Below are 20,300 nucleotides of genomic sequence, written 5' to 3'. Positions count from 1 at the left end.
GTCACCCGGGAACGTCGCTGTTGCCGTGCGTCTCGTCAATAATACTGCCGGGCACGATGAGCTGCGATTGCGCCGGCTCGTCGCCGCGATAGAGGCTGCTGGCGAGATAGGTCTGGTAGACGTGGCGCATCAGCACGTTGCCGACGGCTGCCACCGGCAGCGCCAGCAGCATGCCGAGGAAACCGAACAGCGCTTCACCCGCCATCACCGCGAAAATCACCGAGACTTCGCCGAGGCCGATGCTCTTGCCGACCAGTTTCGGCGTGAGCACATAGCTTTCGAGCAATTGGCCGACGCCATACACCACGAACACGCCGATCAGGTAATGCCAGTCGCCATATTGCGCCAGCGCTGCGCCGCAGCCCAACAGCAACAACACGATCGGACCAAGATATGGCACGAACGAACACAGGCCGGCGAGCATGCCGATCAGGATGCCGAGTTCGAGGCCGGCCACGCGCAGTCCGACCGCGTAGAGGATGGCGAGGATCAGCATCACCAGCAACTGGCCGCGCAGGAACGAGCGCAACACGTCGCTGGACTCCTTGGCCAGACGCTGCGCGAGATCGGCGTGGTCGCGCGGCACCAGCGCGGTGATGCGGCGCACGATGTCGTCCCAGTCGCGCAGGAAGAAGAACGTCAGGATCGGGATCAGCACCAGGTTCACCGCCCAGCCGAGCATCCGGAAGCCCGAGCGCGACACCACGCCGAGCACGGTGCCGGCATAACCGCCCGCCTGCTTCCAGTGGTCTTCCAGCCAGGCGGTGATGCGTCCGGTATCCAGCCAGTCGCTGAGTTGCACGTTGAAGCGATGTTCGATCCACGGGATTGCGGTGGCGAGGAACCAGTCGCGATAGCGCGGGAATGCCGCGATCAGCGTCGCGATCTGACGCTCGATCAACGGCACCAGCACCAACGCCGCGATCACCACGATCAGCAGCATCCCCAGGTAGACCAGCACCACCGCGAGATTGCGCGACAGCTTGCGCGCCTGCAGGCGACGCACGAAGGGATCGCCCAGCCACGCCAGCAGCAATGCCACCAGGAACGGCACCAGCACCGAGGCGAGATGCGACAGCAACCACAGCACGGCGAGCGCGAGCGTTGCGAATTGCACGCGCTGGTAGAACGCCGCGATCCCGGCGAGCGACGCCCGCGGCGAGTCCGTGTTCATCGCACCCGGTAAACGGTTGGCAGTGGCGGCGTCTTGTCGGTGTCGACGGCAGGTTTCTTGCCATCGCCACTGTTGTCCGGCACAGACGTGGATGCGGGTGCAGCTTCAGGCACCATCACGCCACCATTGGCGGCGAGCGTCGCCAGTCCGGCACCACCGCCCGCAACCGAGATGCGCAGGTGCATGCCGTCGGCGGTGGCATCCACCGGCACCACGCGCTTGACCTGCGGCTGGCTTTCCAGCCACGCCATCGCGCGCAGATAGTCTTCGCTGGAATTGATGCCCACCAGCTGGATGGTGAAATCGGCGACCTCGTTGCTGTTCTGCTTCGGCACCGGCTTGCCGGGACGCGCGTACTTGCGGATCAGCGCATCGGCGGCGATGTCGGCGCCACCCGCCATCGCGACGCGGGCATCGGCATTGCTGGTGGATGAGCGCGCCAGCACCTTGCCCTTGTCGACGAAGACCCAGTCGCCGCGCCACGACGCACCGGTGCGATAGAGCTTGCCGACCAGTTGCATCGGCGGATCGTAGGCCGCGGATGCGCGCGCCACGGCGGCGACATCGCTGCGCCAGATAGAACCGGCCATCACCTGTTCCGAGGCGCTGCCCGTCGGCAAGCCGAGTCGATAACCACGCCCCTTGGCGCGATCGAGTACCGGCCGCGCGGCATTGGCCTGCGCCAAGCCGACCAGGCGCGGACCGCTGCCATCATCGATGGCGAGCCACAGCACCGGCTTCGGGCGCGGTTCCGGCCAACTCGACATGCCGGTCCTGGCGACCAGATCGGTCACCTTGGCCGGGTTGAAACGCACCACCAGCATGGTCTTGAACGTCGGCGCGCCCGTGGTCGACACGCCCTCGTCCTGGCGGAAATCGAAGCTGGTGACATAGTCCTTGGCATTGCGGATTTCATCGGCCACGCCGGGCCGGGCGATCGGATTGCGCTCGCCGGACACGTTGGACAGCACCTTGAGCAGCGCGCGCGAAAATCCATTGTTGCGCTCGGCCTCGGACTGGTTGCGCACCACGACCTCGGTCGCGTACTGGCCTTCGGCCGAAGCACGATCGCCTTCCACGCGCTGGGCCAGCGCGACCGGCATCGCCAGCGCCAGCAGGCACGCGCAGCAGAACAGTTTGAACGCTCGCATCAGGGCTCCTTGCGGGCCAACCTCACCCGTGAATGGTGCCGCACGGGGCGTGATGCGTCCATCCCGACGCCCCGCCAACCCGCGCCACGCATGCAGACACCCGGGTTAAGTTTTAAACTTGCAGGCCGTTTTCCCGGAATTTCCGCCGTGTCCCAGAGTCCGACGCCACTGACCTACCGCGACGCCGGGGTCGATATCGACGCGGGCAACGAGGTGGTGGAACGCATCAAACCGCTGGTCCGGCGCACCATGCGCCCGGAAGTGCTGGGCGGCGTCGGCCTGTTCGGCGGATTGTTCGATCTTGCCGGTCGCTACCAGGAACCGGTGCTGGTCTCGGGCACCGATGGCGTCGGCACCAAGCTGATCCTCGCCAAGCAGCTGGATCGCCACGACAACATCGGCCAGGATCTGGTGGCGATGTGCGTCAACGACGTGCTGGTCCAGGGCGCCGAACCGCTGTTCTTCCTCGACTACTTCGCCACCGGCAAGCTCGATGTCGAAACCACGGTGAACGTGGTCGCCGGCATCGCCAAGGGCTGCGAGATCGCCGGCTGCGCGCTGATCGGCGGCGAGACGGCGGAAATGCCCGACATGTACCCGCCCGGCGAATACGATCTCGCCGGATTCACCGTCGGTGCGGTGGAGAAATCGAAGCTGGTCGATTCCAGCAAGGTGCGCAGCGGCGACGTGCTGATCGGCATCGCCTCCAGCGGCCCGCATTCCAACGGCTATTCGCTGATCCGCAAGATCCTGCAACGTGCCGGCAATCCATTGGATATGGAAGTGGGTGGCGTCAAGCTGGCCGATGCCTTGATGGAGCCGACGCGCATCTACGTCAAGCCGGTGCTGGAACTGCTGGCGAAACACGATATCCACGCGATGGCCCACGTCACCGGCGGCGCACTGGTGGAGAAGATCATCCGCGTGGTGCCGAAGGAATTCGGCCTGGACATCGATACATCCTCGTGGCCACTGCCCGCCGTGTTCGACTGGCTGCAGCGCGAAGGAAACGTGCCGCGCGAGGAAATGTGGCGCACCTTCAACTGCGGCGTCGGCTTCGTGCTGATCGTCGCGCCCAATGACGTGGCCGCGGTGAATGCGGACCTCGATCGCCTTGGCCTCGCGCACTGGCCGATCGGCCAGGTCACGCCGGCGCACGGCGACCAACGCCTGCACATCCGCTGATGCCATGAGCGGCGTGCAGGCATCGCCGCTGCCGCGCCTCGCGGTGCTGTGCTCGGGTCGCGGCAGCAATCTCGACGCGATCCTCTCCGCCATCAGCGCCGGAACGCTGGACGCGGAAGTCGTCGGCGTGTTCTCGGACAAACCGGCCTGCACCGCCTTGCAACACGTGGCGCCCGAACTGCGCTGGAGTGCGAAACCGGGCGATTTCCCCAACCGCGCCTCCTTCGAGCAGGCCATGGGCGATGCCATCGCCGCCGCGCGCCCGGACTGGATCGTCTGCGCCGGTTACATGCGCATCCTCGGCAACGCCTTCGTCGAACGCTTCCGCGGACGCATGTTGAACGTGCATCCGTCACTGCTGCCGCGCCATCGCGGGCTCGACACCCACCGCCATGCGCTCGAAGCCGGCGATCGCGAACATGGTGCCAGCATCCATTTCGTCATCCCCGAACTCGATGCCGGCGCGGTCATCGCCCAAGTCGCCGTTCCCATGCAAGCTACTGACACCCCACAAACGCTGGCAGCGCGCGTGCTGGTGCAGGAACACCTGCTGCTGCCGGAAGTGCTGCGCTGGGCGGTGGCGGGCCGCCTGCATGAACGCGACTCGACCGCGATCCTCGACGGTCATACGCTGTTTACACCGCGACGGCTAGAGTTCGCGGAATGATGAATACGGGTCTCCCCATTGTGAAACCGTTTGTTGCCAGCGCCTTGGCGGGCTTTGCCTGCGTGTTGTCGCCACTGGCGATCGCCCAGGCGACTGTGCCCGCGCCCACCAGCCCGCAAGTGATCGTTGCGCCGGATGCCGCGCTGCCGCCCCTGCCGCGCAAGGTCCTGGTGCCGTTCCGGGCGACGTATTCCGTCGCGCGCAATGGCAGTCCCGCAGGCGTCGCCTCGATGCAGGTAGTCGATCTCGGCGGTGGCCGCTGGCGGCTTGATCTTGGCATCCGCGGCACCCAGGGACTGGCCGGTCTCGCCGGGCTCAACCTCCAGCAAAGCACGGTGTTCGAACGCGTTGGCGATACGTTCCGCCCGCTTAGCCAAGCCACGATCAAGAACCTGCTGTTGCGCAGCCAGCGCATCACCGGCAGCTACGACTGGTCGCGCAACAGCGCACAGTGGACCGGCGATGTCAGCAGCAAGCGTCGTGCGCCGGTGGCGTTGCAGCCCGGCGACATGAACACGCTGCTGGTGAACCTCGCGGTGGTGCGCGATGCCGACGCCGGCAAGCCGCTGCAATACCGCGTGGTCGACAACGGCCGTGCGCGTTTGCAGGCGTTCATCACCTCCGCCGCGAAGGAAACGATCACTGTCGGCGACCTCTCCTACGATGCCTGGCATGTCAGCCGCACCAATGCCGGCAGCGACGGCATGGATGCCTGGGTCTCCGACAATGTCCCGACGCCGGTGCGCATCGTGCAGAAAGACGGCGATACCGGCACACTCGAACTGCTGTTGACCGACTACAAGGGCCCCGCGAAATGAAACCGATCCTCACCACACTGCTGGCCACCGGCCTGTTCGCTGCCAGCCTGTCGGCACACGCTGCACTGAAGCCGTTCAACGCCACCTATCAGGCCAGCTACATGGGCATGGCCGGCGCCGGCAAGATGAGCCTGGTGTCGCAGGGCGGCAACGAGTGGAAGTACAGCATGTCGATCACTGCCAGCGTGGGATCGGCGAAGCAGAGCACCACCTTCGAGGACGTCGGCGGCAACTGGCGCCCGCTCAGCGGACAGGACGCGACGAACGTGTTGTTCAAATCCGACCTGCGCAACGCCAATTACGACTGGGGCAAGCGCGAAGCGACATGGTCGGGCAAGGTAAAGCCGGATCGTCGCGGCCCGGTCGCGTTGCAAGCGGGTGATGTCGATGCGATGCTGATGAATCTCGCGGTCGTCCGCGATGTCGAGGCCGGCAAGCCGCTGCACTATCGTCTGGTCGACAACGGCAAGGCGAAGTCAGTGAGTTTCACCATCGCCGGCAAGGAAACGCTGACCATCGCCGGCAAGCAGGTGCAGGCGACGAAGGTGACTGGCGAGGACCTGGTGTTGTGGGTCGCGACCGGGTATCCGGTGCCGGTGCGCATCCACAAGAATCAGGACAACATCGATCTCAAGTTGCAGAGCATCGATTGAGGGCGGAAAGCCATCGCCCGGCTGTGTGCCTTTAGCGGTTATCCGCAGTGGCCGACACACCGTGAATACGTCCGTGTAGGCTCAGCCGCTGCATCCATGCGGCGGAATGGTCGGCCACTGCGGACGAACCGCAAGGCGCACAGCCGGGCGATGCCTTGGCCTGCCGCGCGCGCTAATCAATGCGCCGAATGCGCGCGCCGAGTCCCGACAGCTTTTCCTCGATGTGCTCGTAACCGCGATCGAGATGGTAGATGCGCTCGATCGTCGTCTCTCCTTCGGCCACCAGGCCAGCAAGGATCAGCGACGCCGACGCGCGCAGATCGGTCGCCATCACCTGCGCACCGGAAAGTTGCGGCACGCCGCGCACCATCGCCGAATGGCCCTGCACGTGGATGTCGGCGCCGAGGCGCTGCAACTCCTGCACGTGCATGAAGCGGTTTTCGAAGATCGTCTCGTTGATGATCGCCGCGCCATCGGCGATGCAGTTCATCGCCATGAATTGCGCCTGCATGTCGGTGGGAAAACCCGGATGCGGCGCCGTTGCGATATCGACCGCCTTGGGGCGGCGGCCCTGCATGTCCAGCGTGATGCGGTCGCCAGCGACGACGATTTCCGCGCCCGCCTGCTCCAACTTCTGCAGCACCGCGTCCAATGATGCCGCGTGCGCATTGACCACGGTGACGCGACCGCCGGTCATCGCCGCAGCGACCAGGAATGTTCCCGTTTCGATGCGATCGGCCAGCACCGCGTGATGCGCGCCGTGCAGGCGCTCCACGCCTTCGATCGTGATGCGCGGGGTGCCGGCACCTTCGATCTTCGCGCCCATCGCGATCAGGCAATCGGCAAGATCGACGATCTCCGGTTCCATCGCGCAGTTTTCCATCACCGTGGTGCCGCGCGCCAGCGTCGCCGCCATCATCACGTTCTCGGTCGCGCCCACGCTCACCATGTCGAACACCACGCGTCCGCCGCGCAAACCGCCTTCGACTTCGGCGCGGATATAGCCATGCTCGACGGTGACAGTCGCGCCCAGCGCTTCCATTCCTTTCAGATGCAGGTCGACCGGACGCGAACCGATGGCGCAGCCACCCGGCAGCGACACTTCGGCCTGACCGTATTTCGCCAGCAATGGGCCGAGTACCAGCACTGAAGCACGCATGGTCTTGACCAGTTCATACGGCGCGACGTGGCTGTTGACGCTGCGCGGATCGACTTCCACCGCGCTCGCCTTGCCGGTACCCAAGGTGCCCTGGTCGATGGTGATGCCCGCGCCCAAGCCGGCCAGCAGGCGCGTTGTGGTCACCACGTCGTGCAGGTGCGGCACGTTGGAAATCGCCACCGGCTCGTCGGCCAGCAAAGTGGCGCACAGGATCGGCAATACCGCGTTCTTGGCCCCGGAAATCCGCACATCGCCCCGCAGCGGGACCCCACCTTGCACCACGATCTTCTGCATCAGGTCTCTCGAATCACGACGAACTTACAAGCCGGCGGCGGCTGCCTCGGCGGGGGTCAGGGTGCGCAACGACAGCGCGTGGATCTCGCCGCCCATGCGCTCGCCCAAAGTGGCGTAGACCATGCGGTGACGGGCCAACGGCAACTTGCCTTCGAAGCCGGCGCTCACCACCACGCCCTCGAAATGGACGCCATCGGCCCCCTGCACCTGCGCGCGAGCGCCGGGCAACCCGGTTTCGATCAATTCCTGGATGATTTCGGCGCGCATCGGTCTCGACGTGGTCACGGCTACAATGACCGCGACAAGAGTAAAGGAAACCCGGGGAAATGTCCGTCACCGGACCCGCCAAACCCAACTTCGCCGCCAGCGGCCGCCGTGTCTTCGACATCGAGATCGAAGCCCTGCGTGCGGTCGTTGCGCGCATCGACGGCGACTTCAGCCGCGCCTGCACACTGCTGCTGGCCACCCGTGGCCGCGTGGTCTGCGTCGGCATGGGCAAGTCCGGGCACGTGGCGCGCAAGATCGCCGCGACCTTTGCCTCGACCGGCACCCCGGCCTTCTTCGTTCATCCGGGCGAAGCGGCCCACGGCGACCTCGGCATGATCACCGACGCCGATACCGTGCTGGCGCTGTCGAACTCCGGCGAAACCGACGAGCTGCTGATGCTGCTGCCGGTGCTGGCGCGCCAGGGCAATGTGCTGGTGGCGATGACCGGACGTCCCGATTCCACCCTCGCCCGCGAAGCCGCCGTCCATCTCGATGTCAGCGTGCCCGCCGAAGCCTGCCCGCTCGATCTCGCCCCGACCAGCAGCACCACCGCCGCGCTGGCGATGGGCGATGCGCTGGCCGTCGCCCTGCTGGAAGCACGCGGCTTCACCGCCGAGGACTTCGCGCGTTCGCACCCGGCCGGCAGCCTCGGCCGCCGCCTGTTGCTGCATATCCGCGACGTGATGCACGGCGGCGACAGCGTGCCCACCGTCCCCGCCGATGCCACGCTGGGCGAAGCATTGGTGGAAATGAGCCGCAAGCGGCTCGGCATGACCGCCGTGGTCGATGGCGAACGCCACCTGCTCGGCCTGTTCACCGACGGCGACCTGCGCCGCACCCTCGACGATGACGGTATCGACGTCCGTGCCACGCCGATCGCGACATTGATGACGAAAACGCCGCGCACGATCAGCGAAGACGCGCTGGCGATCGAAGCCGCCCAGCTGATGGAAGCGCACAAGATCAACGCGTTGGTCGTGGTCGACGGCAAGCGCCGGGTGGTCGGCGCCCTCAACATTCATGACCTGTTGCGCGCCCGCGTGGTGTGATCGGCCATTCATGCATCCTCCCTATACCCCCGACCTGCTCGCGCGCGCCGCCCGCATCCGCCTGATCGGCTTCGATGTCGACGGCACGCTGACCGACGGCCGCCTGCAGTTCGACGACCACGGCCACGAATTCAAGAGCTTCCATGCCCAGGACGGCATGGGCATGGTCCTGCTGCGCGAATCCGGGATCGATACCGCGATCGTCACCGCCCGCATCAGTCCGCTGGTGGAACTGCGCGGCCAATCGCTCGGTGTCCAGCACATCCATACCCATGAACGCCGCAAGTTGGCACGCATGCAGGCCATCGCTGCGGAAATGGGCATCGCCATGGATGAAGTCGCCTTCATGGGCGACGACCTGCCCGATCTCGCCACCCTGCGCGCGGTCGGCCTGTCGATCGCGCCGGCCGATGCCCATCCGTGGGTCCTCGCCGAAGCCGACTGGATCACCCCACGCAAGGGCGGCCGCGGTGGCGCGCGCGATGCCTGCGACCTGCTGCTGGCCGCACACGGCAAGCTCGACGCCATCCTCGCACTGGGAGAACACCCGTGAGCTGGCGCGGTTGGCTGACGCTGGCATTGAGTGTGGCCGCCGTGCTGGCGGGCCTGGCGATCTGGAACGAGAACAACCATCTCAAGACCCGCGGTCCGGCGGAATATCGCCCCGACTACGTGCTGAACGATTTCACCATGGTCTCCCTCAACCAGCAGGGCACGGAAGCGCTGACGGTGTCAGCACCCCAGTTGCGGCGCAATCCCGACACCCAGGCGATGGATCTCGATACCCCGACCTTCCTGTTCCCCGATCGCAACAACCGGCGCTGGCGAGCGACGGCGAAGACCGCGTGGGTGAGCGCCAAGGGCGAGCAGGTGAAGCTGCGCGGCGATGCGGTGGTCGATTCTCCCGTAGGCGACGCCAACCAGGGCCGCATTGCCAGCCCGACGCTGGACGTGTTCACCGAGAAGGGCAAGGAACGCGCCACCTCACAGGACGCGGTCGTGATCACCAAGCCGGGCACTATAATCAAGGGTCGCGGGCTGGACGCCGATTTCAACCAGGACCGCGTCGTGCTCCACAATGAAGTCAGGATCCAGTATGCCCCCCAAGCTGCGCGCTAGTCTGCTCACCGCATCGTTGCTGGTTCTCGCCGTGTCCGGCGTGGCGGTGGCGAAAACCTCCGATCGCAAGCAGCCGACCAACATCGAGGCGGACCAAGGTCAAATGTCGACCAAGGACGATACGCCGAGCATTCTCGACGGCAATGTTTCGGTGGTCCAGGGCACCATGACGGCGAAGGGCGCCCACGGCACCGTGTGGTCGAGGAAGGGCAAGGCGTACCGCATGCTGATGACCGGTTCGCCGGTGGTGCTCACCGAAATCCTCGACGATGGTTCGCCGATGAAGGCGACCGCCGCCAACGTCGACTACAACCTCGACACCGACATCGCGGTGTTCACCGGCAACGTCGTTATCACCCAGCCCAAGGGCACGCTCAACAGCGAGAAGGTCACCTACAACATGAAGACCGGCACGGTGAACAGCGGCGGCGGTCCCGGTCAGCGCGTGCACATGGTCCTGCAGCCGAAGTCGGGCGCCTGACCATGCTGGCCGCGGAAGGACTGCGCAAGAGCTATAAGTCGCGCGAAGTGGTGCGCGATTTCGGACTCACGCTGGATGCCGGCGAAGTGGTCGGACTGCTCGGACCGAACGGCGCCGGCAAGACCACCTGCTTCTACATGATCGTCGGACTGGTCCAGGGCGATGCCGGCAGGATCACCCTCGACGGCAAGGACATCACCCCGCTGCCGATGTATACCCGCGCCAAGCTCGGCGTCGGCTACCTGCCGCAGGAACCCTCGGTGTTCCGCAAGCTGTCGGTGCGGGACAACATCCGCCTGGTGCTGGAACTGCGCACCGACCTCGACGCCAACGGTCGCCGTCGCGAGCTGGAATCGCTGATGGACGAATTGCAGATCGCCCACGTCGCCGACCAGATGGGCGCCAGCCTCTCCGGCGGCGAGCGTCGCCGTGTCGAAATTGCCCGCGCGTTGGCCGCACGCCCGCGCCTGATGCTGCTGGACGAACCCTTCGCCGGCGTCGATCCGATTTCCGTCACCGAGATCCAGCGCATCGTCCGCCACCTCAAGGATCGCGGCATCGGCGTGCTGATCACCGACCACAACGTGCGCGAGACGCTTGGCATCTGCGACCGGGCGTATATTCTCAATGAAGGCGCGGTCCTGGCCCAAGGCGCTCCGGCGGAGCTGCTGGACAACGCCGACGTGCGTCGCGTGTACCTGGGCGAATCTTTCCGTCTGTGACAAACACAGTCTGAGGGAGACCGCCCGATTCCCCCGGAGGCGGTTTGAAGCAACAGGTCAATCTCTCGCAATCGCAACAACTGTCGCTGACGCCGCAGTTGCGCCAGTCATTGCACCTGTTGCAACTGTCGGCGTTGGAGCTGGAAGCGGAAGTCACGCTGGCGATCGAGAGCAACCCGCTGCTCGACTGGCTGGAGAATGGCGAGCTGAGCACCAGCGAGGCGCGCGAGGACGGCGACGATGCCAAGCCGGCCGATGACGAATCGCCGCGCAACGACGAGACATCCTCCGGTGATGCCGGCGACGACACCTGGACGCTGGACGAAGGTGATGTCGTCGGCCAATGGACGCCGGGCGACAATGATGACGAGGGCGACGATCCCCGCCTCAACCAGGCCGCGCAGGAATCGTTGCAGGAACACCTGCGCTGGCAATTGCACCTGAGTCCGCTCGATGCCCGCGCGCAGGCGATCGGCGTGGCGCTGATCGATGCCATCGACGACGACGGCTACCTGCGCGATCCGCTGGTCGCGATCGCCGATGCCCTGCACCCCGAGATCGATGCCAGCGCGGATGAAATCTCACTGGTGCTGGCGCAGCTGCAACGCTTCGATCCGCCCGGCGTCGGCGCGCGCGATCTCGGCGAATGCCTGTCGCTGCAATTGCGCATGCTGCCGCCGACACGCGAACGCGATCTCGCATTGACGTTGTGCGGCCCGCAACTGGAACGCCTGCCGAAACTCGGCGCGGAAGGCGCGGCGCGCCTGCTCGGTTGCAGCCGCGAGGACGCCGACGCGGCCATCGCCCTGCTGCGCAGTCTCGACCCGAAACCGGGCGCAGCGATGGCGCCGCTGGAACAGGACACCTACGTGATCCCGGATGCGGTGATCTGGCGCGATCGCGGCGTGTGGAAAGTGGCATTGACCGGCAATTCGGTGCCACGCATCGGTATCCAGGAAGGCTATGTGCGGATGATCCGCCGCGCCAGCCGCGACGACGCCAGCTATCTGCGCGGGCAATTGCAGGAAGCGCGTTGGCTGCTGAAAGGCATCCGCGCCCGCGGCGAAACCCTGCTCAACGTCGTGCGTTGCCTGGCGCGCGAACAGGCGGGCTTCCTCGAATTCGGCGAACAGGCGCTGCGCCCGCTCACCCTGCGCGAACTGTCGGTGAAACTCGCGCTGCACGAATCGACCATCTCGCGCGCGATCGCCCGCAAGCACGTGCGCACCCCGCGCGGCACCCTGCCCTTGCGCGCGTTCTTCGCCTCGGGCATCGACACCGGCGGTGGCGGCGAAGCATCGAGCACCGCGATCCAGTCGATGCTGCGCCAGTTGGTCGCCGCCGAGGATCCGCGCAAGCCGCTGTCGGATGCCGCACTGGCCGACAAACTGAAGCTGGCCGGAATCCCGGTCGCCCGGCGCACCATCGCCAAATATCGTGACCTCATGCGCATTCCACCGTCGAACGAACGCGTGCGCATGAATTAACGAAACGTGTTGACGAAATTTTCACGCCACCTACCCCGGATTGCGCAATGCTGGATGCGCCCACCCGGGCAACACAGGAGCCGCCATGAATCTCGAAGTCCACGGCCACCAGCTTGAAGTCACCGACGCGCTGCGCACCTATGCCAACGAGAAGTTCCAGCGACTCTGCCGTCATTTCGAGCATCCGTTCGACTCGAGGATCCAGCTCTCCATCGACAAGCCGCACCATTGCGCCGAAGGCACGGTGACCGCGAACGGTCGCACCCTGCACGCCGAGGCCAGCGCGCCGACCATGTATGCCGCGATCGACATCCTGGTGGACAAGCTGGATCGTTCGCTGCAGAAGGTGAAGGACCGCATGGTCGACCACGGTCGCGGCGATTCGGTGCGCCAGCAGCTGTAGGGTATGCACGGCAGGCGCGTGGCAGCGCCTGCCGGACTGCTATCCTTCCCGCCAGCATCTCCCCGGCCTGGTCCATGCCGATTGCCCCATTGCTCCGCCGCGAACGCGTCAGTACCAGCGAACGCGCGCTCGACTGCCCCGACGCCCTCGCTGCCGTCGCCGCCCTGCTTGGCGACGCCGGTGCGTTCGACGCCCTGCGCCAGCGCGAACAGATGGGCAGCACCGCGATTGGCCACGGCATCGCGATCCCGCACGGCCGTGTTGCCGGATTGCGCGAACCCTCCGGCGCCTTCCTGCGCCTCGCCAAGCCAGCCCACTTCGGCGAGCAGGAGGTCGACCTGATCTTCGCGTTGCTGATGCCGGCCGAGAATCCGCAACTACACCTGCACGCGCTGGCCGATGTCGCCGCGTTGTTTTCCGACGAACACTTCCGCGAACGACTGCGCGCCGCGCCCGATGACGATGCGCTGTTCCAGCTGCTCAGTGACGGCGCAACGCCATGACGCTCTCGGTCAACGCGCGCGAAACCTTCGACGAGCTGCAATCGCGACTCGACCTGCGCTGGCTGGCCGGACGCAACGGCGAAGCGCAGGTGCTGGAATCGGTCGATACCAATGCACGGCGGCCGTCGCTGGCCGGCTATCTCAACATCATCTATCCCAACAAGGTGCAGATCCTCGGTGCCGAGGAACTGGCGTGGATGGACTCGCTGGACGCGCGCCCGCGCTGGGACGTGATCGGTCGCATCATGGATGCGCGCCCACTGGCGCTGGTCATCAGCAAGAACCAGGACTGTCCCGCCGACCTGCTGCAGGCCGCGGAGGAAAGCGGCATCGCGCTATGGGTTTCGCCACGGCGTGGCCACGAACTGTTCAACCACATCCAGTATTTCCTCGCGCGCAGGCTGGCACCGCGCGTCACCCTGCACGGCGTGTTCATGGAGATCTATTCGATCGGCGTGCTGATCACCGGCGAATCCGGCGCCGGCAAGAGCGAACTGGCGCTGGAACTGGTCACGCGCGGCCATCGCCTGGTCGCCGACGATGCGCCCGAGTTCACCCAGATCGCGCCCGATGTCCTCGACGGCACCTGTCCGGAATTGCTGCAGGACATGCTGGAAGTCCGCGGCATCGGCGTGTTCAACGTGCGCCAGACCTTCGGCGACACCGCGGTGAAGCGCAACAAATACCTGCGGCTGGTGGTGCATCTCACCCGCCCGCACCTCGAGCCCAAGCCCGGCGGCATGGATCGCCTGACTGGCGACCTTGATACCACGCGCATCCTCGATCTCGACGTCCCGCGCATCACCCTGCCGGTGATGCCCGGTCGCAACCTCGCCGTGCTTACCGAAGCGGCGACGCGCCAGCACATCCTGCGCTCGAAGGGCGTCGATCCCGCCGCCGCCTTCATGGCGCGTCACTCGCATTTTCTGGAACCCTCGCCATGACCGCCCCCCGCCTCGTCCTGGTCACCGGCATGTCGGGTTCCGGGAAATCGGTCGCCTTGCGCACGCTGGAGGACCACGGTTTCCATTGCGTCGACAACCTGCCGGCGGAAATGCTGCCGGGATGGGCGCGGCGGATGATCGCCGACGATGGCATTCCGGTCGACAAGATGGCGGCGAGCATCGACGTGCGCAGTCGCAGCGATCTCGCGCGCACGCCGGAGTGGTTGGGCGAAGTCGGCGCGATCGGGCTCGATCCGCAACTGGTGTTCCTTGAAAGCGCCGACGAGGTGTTGGTGAAACGCTATGCGGAATCGCGCGCCAAGCATCCGCTCAGCCATCTCGGCCTCGCCCTCGCCGATTCGTTGCGACTGGAACGTCAGGCGCTGAAGCCATTGCGCGCGCTCGCCGATGTGGTGATCGATACCAGCTCGCTCAACGTCCATCAGTTGCGCCGCGCACTCACCAACGAACTCCAGCTGTCGTCCGACCACTCGCTGTCACTGCTGTTCGAATCGTTCGCGTACAAGCGCGGCATTCCCAGCGACGCCGACTTCGTGCTCGACGTGCGCATGCTGCCCAATCCACACTGGGAACCGGCGCTGCGCCCGTTGTCCGGCCGCGACAAGGCGGTGCGCGAATATTTCGAAGGCGAGCCGGAAGTCACCACCTACCTGCGCCAGATCACCGAGTTCCTCGATACCTGGTTGCCGAAGCTGCAGGACGACACCCGCAGCTACGTCACCGTCGCCTTCGGTTGCACCGGCGGTCGCCATCGATCGGTGTATCTCGCCGAAACGATCGCCGAGCACGCGCGTGCCCGCGGCTGGCAGGAAGTGGCGACGTTCCATCGCGAACTCGAGTGAGTTTTCCGCGGTTTCTGTTACCTTGGCGCCATGAGCGTCGGACTCCTCCTCGTCACCCATGAAGGTATCGCCCGCCCCCTGCTGGCGGTCGCGGAACGCATGTTGCGGCGGATGCCGCTGCGTGCCGGCAGCTACGAATTGCCGTTCGACCTCGACCTCGAAACCGCGTTGCCGCTGGCCAGCGCGGAACTGCGCAAGGTCGACGACGGCGATGGCGTGCTGGTGCTGACCGATGTCTATGGCGCCAGCCCGAGCAATCTCGCCGCGCAACTGGTGCGCCTGGGCACACCGGCGAAGCGCGTGTCGGGCGTGAGCCTGCCGATGGTGCTGCGGGTGATGAATTACGCCGATCACGATCTCGCCGGATTGCAGTCGATCGCATCGGTGGGCGGACGCAACGGCGTTGTGCTGGACGAGGGCTGAACAATGATCGAACGCGAAATTCCCGTCATCAACAAACTCGGCCTGCACGCGCGGGCCAGCGCGAAACTGGTGCAGACGACGACGCCGTTCAAGTCGCGGATCATGCTGGCGGCGCGCGGTCGCGAAATCGATGCCAAGAGCATCATGGGCGTGATGATGCTGGCAGCCGGCGTCGGCAGCGTGGTGGTGGTGCGTGCCGAAGGCGATGACGCCGAGGCTGCGGTCGCCGCGGTCGTCGATCTGTTCGCACGTCGCTTCGACGAAGGGGAATGACCAGTGCGTCGTGTCTACCAGGGGCAACCGGCCGCGCGCGGCAGCGCGCTGGGTCGTGCGCGCGTGGTGCACACCCACCCCCTGCAGATCCGTGAGGAACATATCCCGCAAGCCGATGTGCCGGACGAACTGGCACGGCTGCGTTCCGCGATCGGCGTGGTGCGCGGCGAGATGGCCGCATTGCGCGAGAAGCTGCAAGACAGCCTGACCCCCGAAGTGCGCGACCTGATCGACGTGCACACCCTGGTGCTGGACGATCTCGAACTGTTGCGCGGCCTGAAATCGCTGGTGCAGGACGAACTGTGCAGCGCCGACTACGCCCTGCGCCTGCAACGCGACCGCGTCGCCGCCGCGTTCGCCGCGATGGACGATGCCTATCTGCGCGGACGCATGGAAGACATCGACCAGGTGATCCTGCGCATCCACACCGCGTTGCACCAGCGCGATGCCGAGACCGCAGGCGCCGCGGGCGACATACTCGTCAGCCCCAGCGTCGCGCCCGCCGATCTCGCCAAGTTGCCATCGCAGGGCGTGCTCGGCATCGTCTCGGTCTCCGGCAGCGCCTATTCGCACAGCGCCATCCTCGCGCGCAGCCTGCACCTGCCGATGGTCAGCGGTTCCGCCGAAGCGTTGGCCGACATCAACGACGGCGACGTGCTGATCGTCGACGGCGACAGCGGCGCGATCATCGTCGAGCCATCGGCCAGCGACCTGCGCCAGCACCGGACCAAGGCCCGCGAGGAACAGCGCGAACGCAAGGCCCTGCAAAAACTCCGGCGTGAACGCACCCGTACCCGCGACGACCACGACATCGAACTGTGGATCAACGCGGAAACGCGCGAGGACATCGCCACCGGCCACATGCTCGGCGCCAATGGCGTCGGCCTCTATCGCACCGAATTCCTGTTCCTGCAACGCGATGAAGTGCCAGACGAGGAGGAGCAGTTCCTCGCCTACCGCGATGCCGTGCTCGGCATGGCCGGGCGTCCCGTCACCATCCGCACGCTCGACATCGGCGCCGACAAGGCCGACCGCACTGGCCTCGCCCTCCCCGACGAACCCAACCCCGCGCTCGGCGTGCGCGGCATCCGCCTGTCGCTGCGTCGTCCCGATTTGTTCGATGACCAACTGCGCGCGATCCTGCGCGCCTCGGCCTACGGACCGGTGCGCATCCTGTTGCCGATGGTGTCGAGCCGCGAGGAGATCAAGGCGGTGCGCCTGCGCGTCAAGCGCCTGCACGGGGAACTGTCGAAGACGCACACTGCGATCCGCGAGGAAGTGCCGCTCGGCGCGATGATCGAGGTCCCCTCCGCCGCGTTGTCGATGTCGCGCTGGATCGGCCTGGTCGATTTCGTCTCGATCGGCACCAATGACCTGGTGCAATACCTGCTCGCCGCCGATCGCGGCAATGATGCGCTGGACGATCTCTACACGCCGCTGCATCCGGCGGTGCTGCGCGTGCTCGCCGACATCATCCGCACCGCGCGCCTGCGCGGACGGCCGGTGGCGATGTGCGGGGAATTCGCCGCGGATCCGATGTTCGCGCCATTGCTGCTCACGCTCGGCCTCGAGCAGTTCAGCATGCACTCGTCGAGCCTGCTGGAAGTGCGCAAGGCCATCCGCGCCTGCTCGTTCGAAGCGCGCCGCGCGATGTTGCCGCAGTTGCTGCGCCTGCAGGATCGCGCCGCCATCCTCGACTGGCTGCACGCCACCGCCGCGATGGATTAACGGAAGCGCGTCTTGGCCGAAATCCTCCGCCACGACAAGACTGCACGACAGCTGCGCCTGCTCAGCGACGCGCTCGACAGCGGCCGCCTCGGGCCAGTGCGTCGGCTCGTCAACACGTTGTCGCCGGCGGAAATCGGCAACCTGCTGGAATCGTTGCCGCCACCCAAGCGCAGCGTGGTCTGGGGTCTGGTCGATCCCGAAGATGACGGCGAGGTACTGGTCCACGTCGGCGAGGAAGTCCGCGAAGGCCTGATCGCCGACATGGATCCCGACGAACTGGTCGCCGCGGTCGAAGACCTCGACATCGACGATCTCGCCGATCTCGCCGAGGATCTGCCCGACACCGTCGTCGACGAAGTGTTGAAGTCGATGGATCGCGAGAATCGCGAACGGCTGGAACAGGTGCTGTCCTACGAGGAAGACACCGCCGGCCGCCTGATGAATCCCGACGTGGTCACCGTGCGCACCGACACCACCGTCGATGTCGTGCTGCGTTTCCTGCGCCTGCGCGGCGAACTGCCGGAACACACCGATCATCTCTACGTGGTGAGCAAGCGCCACCAGTACCTCGGACGCATCGCGCTGCAGGCGTTGCTGACCCACGATTCGAACACCTCGGTGAACGAGTTGATGGACGACGAGCAACCGGCGATCGACGTCCACGAAACCTCGGATGAAGTCGCGCGCCAGTTCTCCGACCACGACTGGATTTCGGCGCCGGTGGTGGACGACAACAACATCCTGCTCGGCCGCATCACCATCGATGACGTCGTCGACATCATCCGCAACCAGGCCGAACACCAGGCGATGTCGGCGGCAGGCCTCGACGAGGAAGAAGACCTGTTCTCGCCGGTGCGCCGCGCATTCCGCCGACGCATGCTGTGGCTCACCATCAACCTTGGCACTGCCTTCCTCGCGTCATCGGTGGTCGGCCAGTTCCAGGGCACGATCGCCCATCTCGTCTCGCTGGCGGTGTTGATGCCGATCGTCGCCGGCATGGGCGGCAATTCCGGCACGCAGGTATTGGCGCTGATGGTGCGCGGCCTCGCCCTCGGCCAGATCGGCCCCAGCAACGTGATGACGCTGGTGTGGAAGGAAGTGCGCATCGCCATCATCAACGGCATCGGCATCGGCCTGCTGCTGGCGCTGATCGTGCTGCTGTGGTTCCACGACCCGATGCTGGCATTCGTGATCGCACTGGCGCTCACCATCAACTTCACCGCGGCCGCGCTCGGCGGTGTGTTCGTGCCGGTGATGGTCAAGCGCATGGGCTTTGATCCCGCGCTGGCCGGCGGCGTCATCCTCACCACCATCACCGACGTGATGGGGTTCCTGAGTTTCCTTGGACTGGCGACGCTGTTGCTGATGCGTTGATCAGTTGACGTTGCAAGTGACCGATAGCGTGACAGTGCTGCTTCCCGGGAGGGTCGCAATTGTCGCACCGCTTGTCAGCACGTTCGCCAGCGGTGCCGGACACGATGCACCGCCAGTAGTTCCGGTACACGTCACCACGCAGCCACTCAAGCCCGAACCCGGCGTATCCGTCACGGTCGAATTGTTGGCAGGCGCAGGCCCGCCGTTGCTGATCACGATGGTGTATGTCGTTGGCTGGCCCGATACCACCGTCGTGACGCCATTGCTCTTGGTGATCGAGAGATCGGCATTCGGCTTGTTTGTATAAGTACACACGGCGGCCGTGTCCGCAGCCGTGAGGGTGATGCTGCGCGGCGGCGTTGCGTTCGTTGGTGGCGAGGTCGCGTTGGTGCAGGTCAGGGTCGCCGTGTATGCCGTCGAACTCGCACCTGGCGTGAATGTTTCCGCCGGCAACGTGATGGCATCGCCGGCTTTCTCGTAGACGCGGGTTCCAGCCGTGGTTCCACCTGCCACGACTCCACTGGAAGACACCGTGGCAACCTTGGTTCCACCCGTCGTCGAAACGGCGATGCTGTCCGTGGTGCGGGAGTTCGCGCCCCAAGTCTTCTGCAACAGCAACGAGGGCAGCGCCGTGATCGTCACGCTACCCGTGCTTCCACTGCCGCCGGTCGCGTATCCGGTTGCACCAGTACCACCACCGACTCCGGTCGCCAACGCCACGGCATCGACATATGTGGCACCACCCGTCAGGTAGCAGGAACCACCACCGCCGCCTGCGGTTGAAGGTGTCGTGGTGTTATCGGCACCGAAGTTACCTCCGGCGCCTCCTGTCGATCCAGCGCCGCCGCCACCGCCACCGCCACCATCGCCCGGGGCATTCGTACCCTGGACACCAGCCGTGGCCGAACACGTCGCAACACCCGTCAATGCGGTTGCATTCGCAGCCACACCGGTCACCGTTGCCGGGTTGTTCAATCCGCCACCACCGCCACCGCCACCGCCACCGGCCTGCAACACGATGTTCGCGCTGATCACCAGCGTGGTACTTCCGCCGCCGCCACCGCCGCCGCCGCTGTATCCGGATCCGCAACTCTGATGGCCGCCACGGCCACCCGTCGCGCCACCCGTTCCACCAACACCACCACCCGTGCATGGGGCAGCGCTGTTAGGCGACGCGCCACCGGTACCACCGGCTGCAACCGTACCGCTCAATACTTGCCCTGGAGTGACACCGACAACCCCAGTCACGCTGGCGCTCTTTCCGCCATCACCACCCTTGCCGACTGCGTCCCAACCACCACCGCCACCACCACCGCCGACCACGGTCACCGTGACGAAATAGGTATTGGCCGGAATGGTGTAGCTCCAGGCGCCGGATGTCGTCTTCGAATACAGCTGGGCCTGCGCCAACGAAGGCATGCACATCGCCAGCAGCAACGTGGGCAACGCCGTCCGTGCAGCATTCCATCGAACCAGCCATGCAAAACGACAATTGGTCATCAGAGCAATGTAGCGTGAATGCGTGCCCGTACGATACGCCCAATCGGTTGCGGTCAACCCGGC

General features: G+C 65.8%; 23 protein-coding genes. 18 read left to right on the top strand and 5 right to left on the bottom strand.

The genetic code is table 11. The annotated features are described in order from the left end of the window. Position 1 precedes the first annotated feature (1 nt). Both Lysil_RS05120 and Lysil_RS05115 read right to left on the bottom strand, forming a co-directional pair. Complete coding sequence (locus Lysil_RS05120) at positions 2 to 1,174, bottom strand: AI-2E family transporter (RefSeq protein WP_103074442.1); 1,173 nt, start codon at positions 1,172 to 1,174, stop codon at positions 2 to 4. Then, on the bottom strand, positions 1,171 to 2,325 hold the full coding sequence (locus Lysil_RS05115; RefSeq protein WP_103074441.1) for a DUF2066 domain-containing protein: 1,155 nt from the start codon (positions 2,323 to 2,325) through the stop codon (positions 1,171 to 1,173). Before Lysil_RS05115 ends, Lysil_RS05120 begins: the two co-directional genes overlap by 4 nt. Positions 2,326 to 2,415: 90 nt before the next feature. Here Lysil_RS05115 and purM point away from each other — a divergent pair, with 90 nt between their 5' ends. From purM to Lysil_RS05095, 4 genes are read left to right on the top strand one after another with little or no spacing between them, the layout of a single operon-like run. Continuing rightward, the gene (purM, locus tag Lysil_RS05110) at positions 2,416 to 3,510 is read left to right on the top strand and encodes a phosphoribosylformylglycinamidine cyclo-ligase (RefSeq protein ID WP_103074440.1); all 1,095 of its coding nucleotides are present in this window, start codon (positions 2,416 to 2,418) and stop codon (positions 3,508 to 3,510) included. 4 nt (positions 3,511 to 3,514) lie between these two features. After that, entirely contained in the window at positions 3,515 to 4,177 is a 663-nt protein-coding gene (gene purN / locus Lysil_RS05105; RefSeq protein ID WP_103074439.1) for a phosphoribosylglycinamide formyltransferase, read from the top strand. 20 nt (positions 4,178 to 4,197) lie between these two features. Continuing rightward, the gene (locus Lysil_RS05100; RefSeq protein WP_165782389.1) at positions 4,198 to 4,995 is read left to right on the top strand and encodes a DUF3108 domain-containing protein; all 798 of its coding nucleotides are present in this window, start codon (positions 4,198 to 4,200) and stop codon (positions 4,993 to 4,995) included. Further along, positions 4,992 to 5,648 carry a DUF3108 domain-containing protein gene (locus tag Lysil_RS05095; RefSeq protein ID WP_103074437.1) on the top strand — a complete coding sequence of 219 codons (657 nt, stop codon included), beginning with the start codon at positions 4,992 to 4,994 and terminating at the stop codon, positions 5,646 to 5,648. The genes Lysil_RS05100 and Lysil_RS05095 overlap by 4 nt, the downstream gene beginning before the upstream one ends. A gap of 172 nt (positions 5,649 to 5,820) precedes the next feature. Here Lysil_RS05095 and murA read toward each other — a convergent pair whose 3' ends face one another. Together murA and Lysil_RS05085 are read right to left on the bottom strand one after the other, a co-directional pair. Beyond that, entirely contained in the window at positions 5,821 to 7,101 is a 1,281-nt protein-coding gene (gene murA / locus Lysil_RS05090) for a UDP-N-acetylglucosamine 1-carboxyvinyltransferase (RefSeq protein ID WP_103074436.1), read from the bottom strand. Positions 7,102 to 7,125: 24 nt separating this feature from the next. Beyond that, positions 7,126 to 7,368 carry a BolA family protein gene (locus tag Lysil_RS05085; protein ID WP_103074435.1) on the bottom strand — a complete coding sequence of 81 codons (243 nt, stop codon included), beginning with the start codon at positions 7,366 to 7,368 and terminating at the stop codon, positions 7,126 to 7,128. Positions 7,369 to 7,427: 59 nt separating this feature from the next. Here Lysil_RS05085 and Lysil_RS05080 point away from each other — a divergent pair, with 59 nt between their 5' ends. From Lysil_RS05080 to mgtE, 14 genes are all read left to right on the top strand, one after another. Next, a complete protein-coding gene (locus Lysil_RS05080; protein WP_103074434.1) occupies positions 7,428 to 8,417 on the top strand; it encodes a KpsF/GutQ family sugar-phosphate isomerase in 990 nt (329 codons plus the stop codon). A gap of 10 nt (positions 8,418 to 8,427) precedes the next feature. Next, complete coding sequence (locus Lysil_RS05075) at positions 8,428 to 8,970, top strand: KdsC family phosphatase (protein WP_103074433.1); 543 nt, start codon at positions 8,428 to 8,430, stop codon at positions 8,968 to 8,970. Beyond that, positions 8,967 to 9,536, top strand: a complete 570-nt coding sequence (lptC, locus tag Lysil_RS05070) for an LPS export ABC transporter periplasmic protein LptC (protein ID WP_165782388.1) — start codon at positions 8,967 to 8,969, stop codon at positions 9,534 to 9,536. The genes Lysil_RS05075 and lptC overlap by 4 nt, the downstream gene beginning before the upstream one ends. Beyond that, the gene (lptA, locus tag Lysil_RS05065) at positions 9,514 to 10,017 is read left to right on the top strand and encodes a lipopolysaccharide transport periplasmic protein LptA (RefSeq protein ID WP_165782387.1); all 504 of its coding nucleotides are present in this window, start codon (positions 9,514 to 9,516) and stop codon (positions 10,015 to 10,017) included. The genes lptC and lptA overlap by 23 nt, the downstream gene beginning before the upstream one ends. A gap of 2 nt (positions 10,018 to 10,019) precedes the next feature. Then, the gene (lptB, locus tag Lysil_RS05060; RefSeq protein WP_103074430.1) at positions 10,020 to 10,739 is read left to right on the top strand and encodes an LPS export ABC transporter ATP-binding protein; all 720 of its coding nucleotides are present in this window, start codon (positions 10,020 to 10,022) and stop codon (positions 10,737 to 10,739) included. 44 nt (positions 10,740 to 10,783) lie between these two features. Continuing rightward, positions 10,784 to 12,226: an RNA polymerase factor sigma-54 gene (locus Lysil_RS05055; protein WP_103074429.1), complete on the top strand. Its 1,443-nt coding sequence runs from the start codon at positions 10,784 to 10,786 to the stop codon at positions 12,224 to 12,226. Between the two features lie 85 nt (positions 12,227 to 12,311). Further along, complete coding sequence (hpf, locus tag Lysil_RS05050) at positions 12,312 to 12,629, top strand: ribosome hibernation-promoting factor, HPF/YfiA family (protein WP_103074428.1); 318 nt, start codon at positions 12,312 to 12,314, stop codon at positions 12,627 to 12,629. Positions 12,630 to 12,703: 74 nt separating this feature from the next. Further along, on the top strand, positions 12,704 to 13,132 hold the full coding sequence (locus tag Lysil_RS05045) for a PTS sugar transporter subunit IIA (protein WP_103074427.1): 429 nt from the start codon (positions 12,704 to 12,706) through the stop codon (positions 13,130 to 13,132). Continuing rightward, entirely contained in the window at positions 13,129 to 14,076 is a 948-nt protein-coding gene (gene hprK / locus Lysil_RS05040; RefSeq protein WP_103074426.1) for an HPr(Ser) kinase/phosphatase, read from the top strand. The genes Lysil_RS05045 and hprK overlap by 4 nt, the downstream gene beginning before the upstream one ends. Then, positions 14,073 to 14,939, top strand: coding sequence for an RNase adapter RapZ (gene rapZ, locus Lysil_RS05035; protein ID WP_103074425.1), 867 nt, complete (start codon positions 14,073 to 14,075; stop codon positions 14,937 to 14,939). The genes hprK and rapZ overlap by 4 nt, the downstream gene beginning before the upstream one ends. Before the next feature lie 30 nt (positions 14,940 to 14,969). Next, complete coding sequence (locus tag Lysil_RS05030) at positions 14,970 to 15,362, top strand: PTS sugar transporter subunit IIA (RefSeq protein ID WP_103074424.1); 393 nt, start codon at positions 14,970 to 14,972, stop codon at positions 15,360 to 15,362. A 3-nt stretch (positions 15,363 to 15,365) separates the two neighbouring features. Then, complete coding sequence (locus Lysil_RS05025; RefSeq protein ID WP_103074423.1) at positions 15,366 to 15,635, top strand: HPr family phosphocarrier protein; 270 nt, start codon at positions 15,366 to 15,368, stop codon at positions 15,633 to 15,635. 3 nt (positions 15,636 to 15,638) lie between these two features. Continuing rightward, positions 15,639 to 17,363, top strand: a complete 1,725-nt coding sequence (gene ptsP / locus Lysil_RS05020) for a phosphoenolpyruvate--protein phosphotransferase (protein WP_103074422.1) — start codon at positions 15,639 to 15,641, stop codon at positions 17,361 to 17,363. A gap of 12 nt (positions 17,364 to 17,375) precedes the next feature. Next, entirely contained in the window at positions 17,376 to 18,737 is a 1,362-nt protein-coding gene (mgtE, locus tag Lysil_RS05015) for a magnesium transporter (protein WP_103074421.1), read from the top strand. Here the strand turns inward: mgtE and Lysil_RS13145 are convergent, their stop codons facing one another. Then, positions 18,738 to 20,237, bottom strand: coding sequence for a DUF11 domain-containing protein (locus Lysil_RS13145; protein WP_129588363.1), 1,500 nt, complete (start codon positions 20,235 to 20,237; stop codon positions 18,738 to 18,740). Positions 20,238 to 20,300 lie beyond the last annotated feature (63 nt).

Source organism: Solilutibacter silvestris, assembly GCF_002895945.1.
In the GTDB taxonomy this organism is placed as follows: Bacteria; Pseudomonadota; Gammaproteobacteria; order Xanthomonadales; family Xanthomonadaceae; genus Solilutibacter; species Solilutibacter silvestris.
This window is presented reverse-complemented; position numbering and strand designations above follow the sequence as displayed.

Excerpts from the sequence above, each read along its gene's own strand:
- Lysil_RS05120 (WP_103074442.1), bottom strand. The coding sequence starts at position 1,174 with ATGAACACGGACTCGCCGCGGGCGTCGCTCGCCGGGATCGCGGCGTTC.
- Lysil_RS05115 (WP_103074441.1), bottom strand. The coding sequence starts at position 2,325 with ATGCGAGCGTTCAAACTGTTCTGCTGCGCGTGCCTGCTGGCGCTGGCG.
- purM (WP_103074440.1), top strand. The coding sequence starts at position 2,416 with ATGCAGACACCCGGGTTAAGTTTTAAACTTGCAGGCCGTTTTCCCGGA.
- purN (WP_103074439.1), top strand. The coding sequence starts at position 3,515 with ATGAGCGGCGTGCAGGCATCGCCGCTGCCGCGCCTCGCGGTGCTGTGC.
- Lysil_RS05095 (WP_103074437.1), top strand. The coding sequence starts at position 4,992 with ATGAAACCGATCCTCACCACACTGCTGGCCACCGGCCTGTTCGCTGCC.
- murA (WP_103074436.1), bottom strand. The coding sequence starts at position 7,101 with ATGCAGAAGATCGTGGTGCAAGGTGGGGTCCCGCTGCGGGGCGATGTG.
- Lysil_RS05085 (WP_103074435.1), bottom strand. The coding sequence starts at position 7,368 with ATGCGCGCCGAAATCATCCAGGAATTGATCGAAACCGGGTTGCCCGGC.
- Lysil_RS05080 (WP_103074434.1), top strand. The coding sequence starts at position 7,428 with ATGTCCGTCACCGGACCCGCCAAACCCAACTTCGCCGCCAGCGGCCGC.
- Lysil_RS05075 (WP_103074433.1), top strand. The coding sequence starts at position 8,428 with ATGCATCCTCCCTATACCCCCGACCTGCTCGCGCGCGCCGCCCGCATC.
- lptA (WP_165782387.1), top strand. The coding sequence starts at position 9,514 with ATGCCCCCCAAGCTGCGCGCTAGTCTGCTCACCGCATCGTTGCTGGTT.
- lptB (WP_103074430.1), top strand. The coding sequence starts at position 10,020 with ATGCTGGCCGCGGAAGGACTGCGCAAGAGCTATAAGTCGCGCGAAGTG.
- hpf (WP_103074428.1), top strand. The coding sequence starts at position 12,312 with ATGAATCTCGAAGTCCACGGCCACCAGCTTGAAGTCACCGACGCGCTG.
- Lysil_RS05045 (WP_103074427.1), top strand. The coding sequence starts at position 12,704 with ATGCCGATTGCCCCATTGCTCCGCCGCGAACGCGTCAGTACCAGCGAA.
- hprK (WP_103074426.1), top strand. The coding sequence starts at position 13,129 with ATGACGCTCTCGGTCAACGCGCGCGAAACCTTCGACGAGCTGCAATCG.
- rapZ (WP_103074425.1), top strand. The coding sequence starts at position 14,073 with ATGACCGCCCCCCGCCTCGTCCTGGTCACCGGCATGTCGGGTTCCGGG.
- Lysil_RS05030 (WP_103074424.1), top strand. The coding sequence starts at position 14,970 with ATGAGCGTCGGACTCCTCCTCGTCACCCATGAAGGTATCGCCCGCCCC.
- Lysil_RS05025 (WP_103074423.1), top strand. The coding sequence starts at position 15,366 with ATGATCGAACGCGAAATTCCCGTCATCAACAAACTCGGCCTGCACGCG.
- Lysil_RS13145 (WP_129588363.1), bottom strand. The coding sequence starts at position 20,237 with ATGACCAATTGTCGTTTTGCATGGCTGGTTCGATGGAATGCTGCACGG.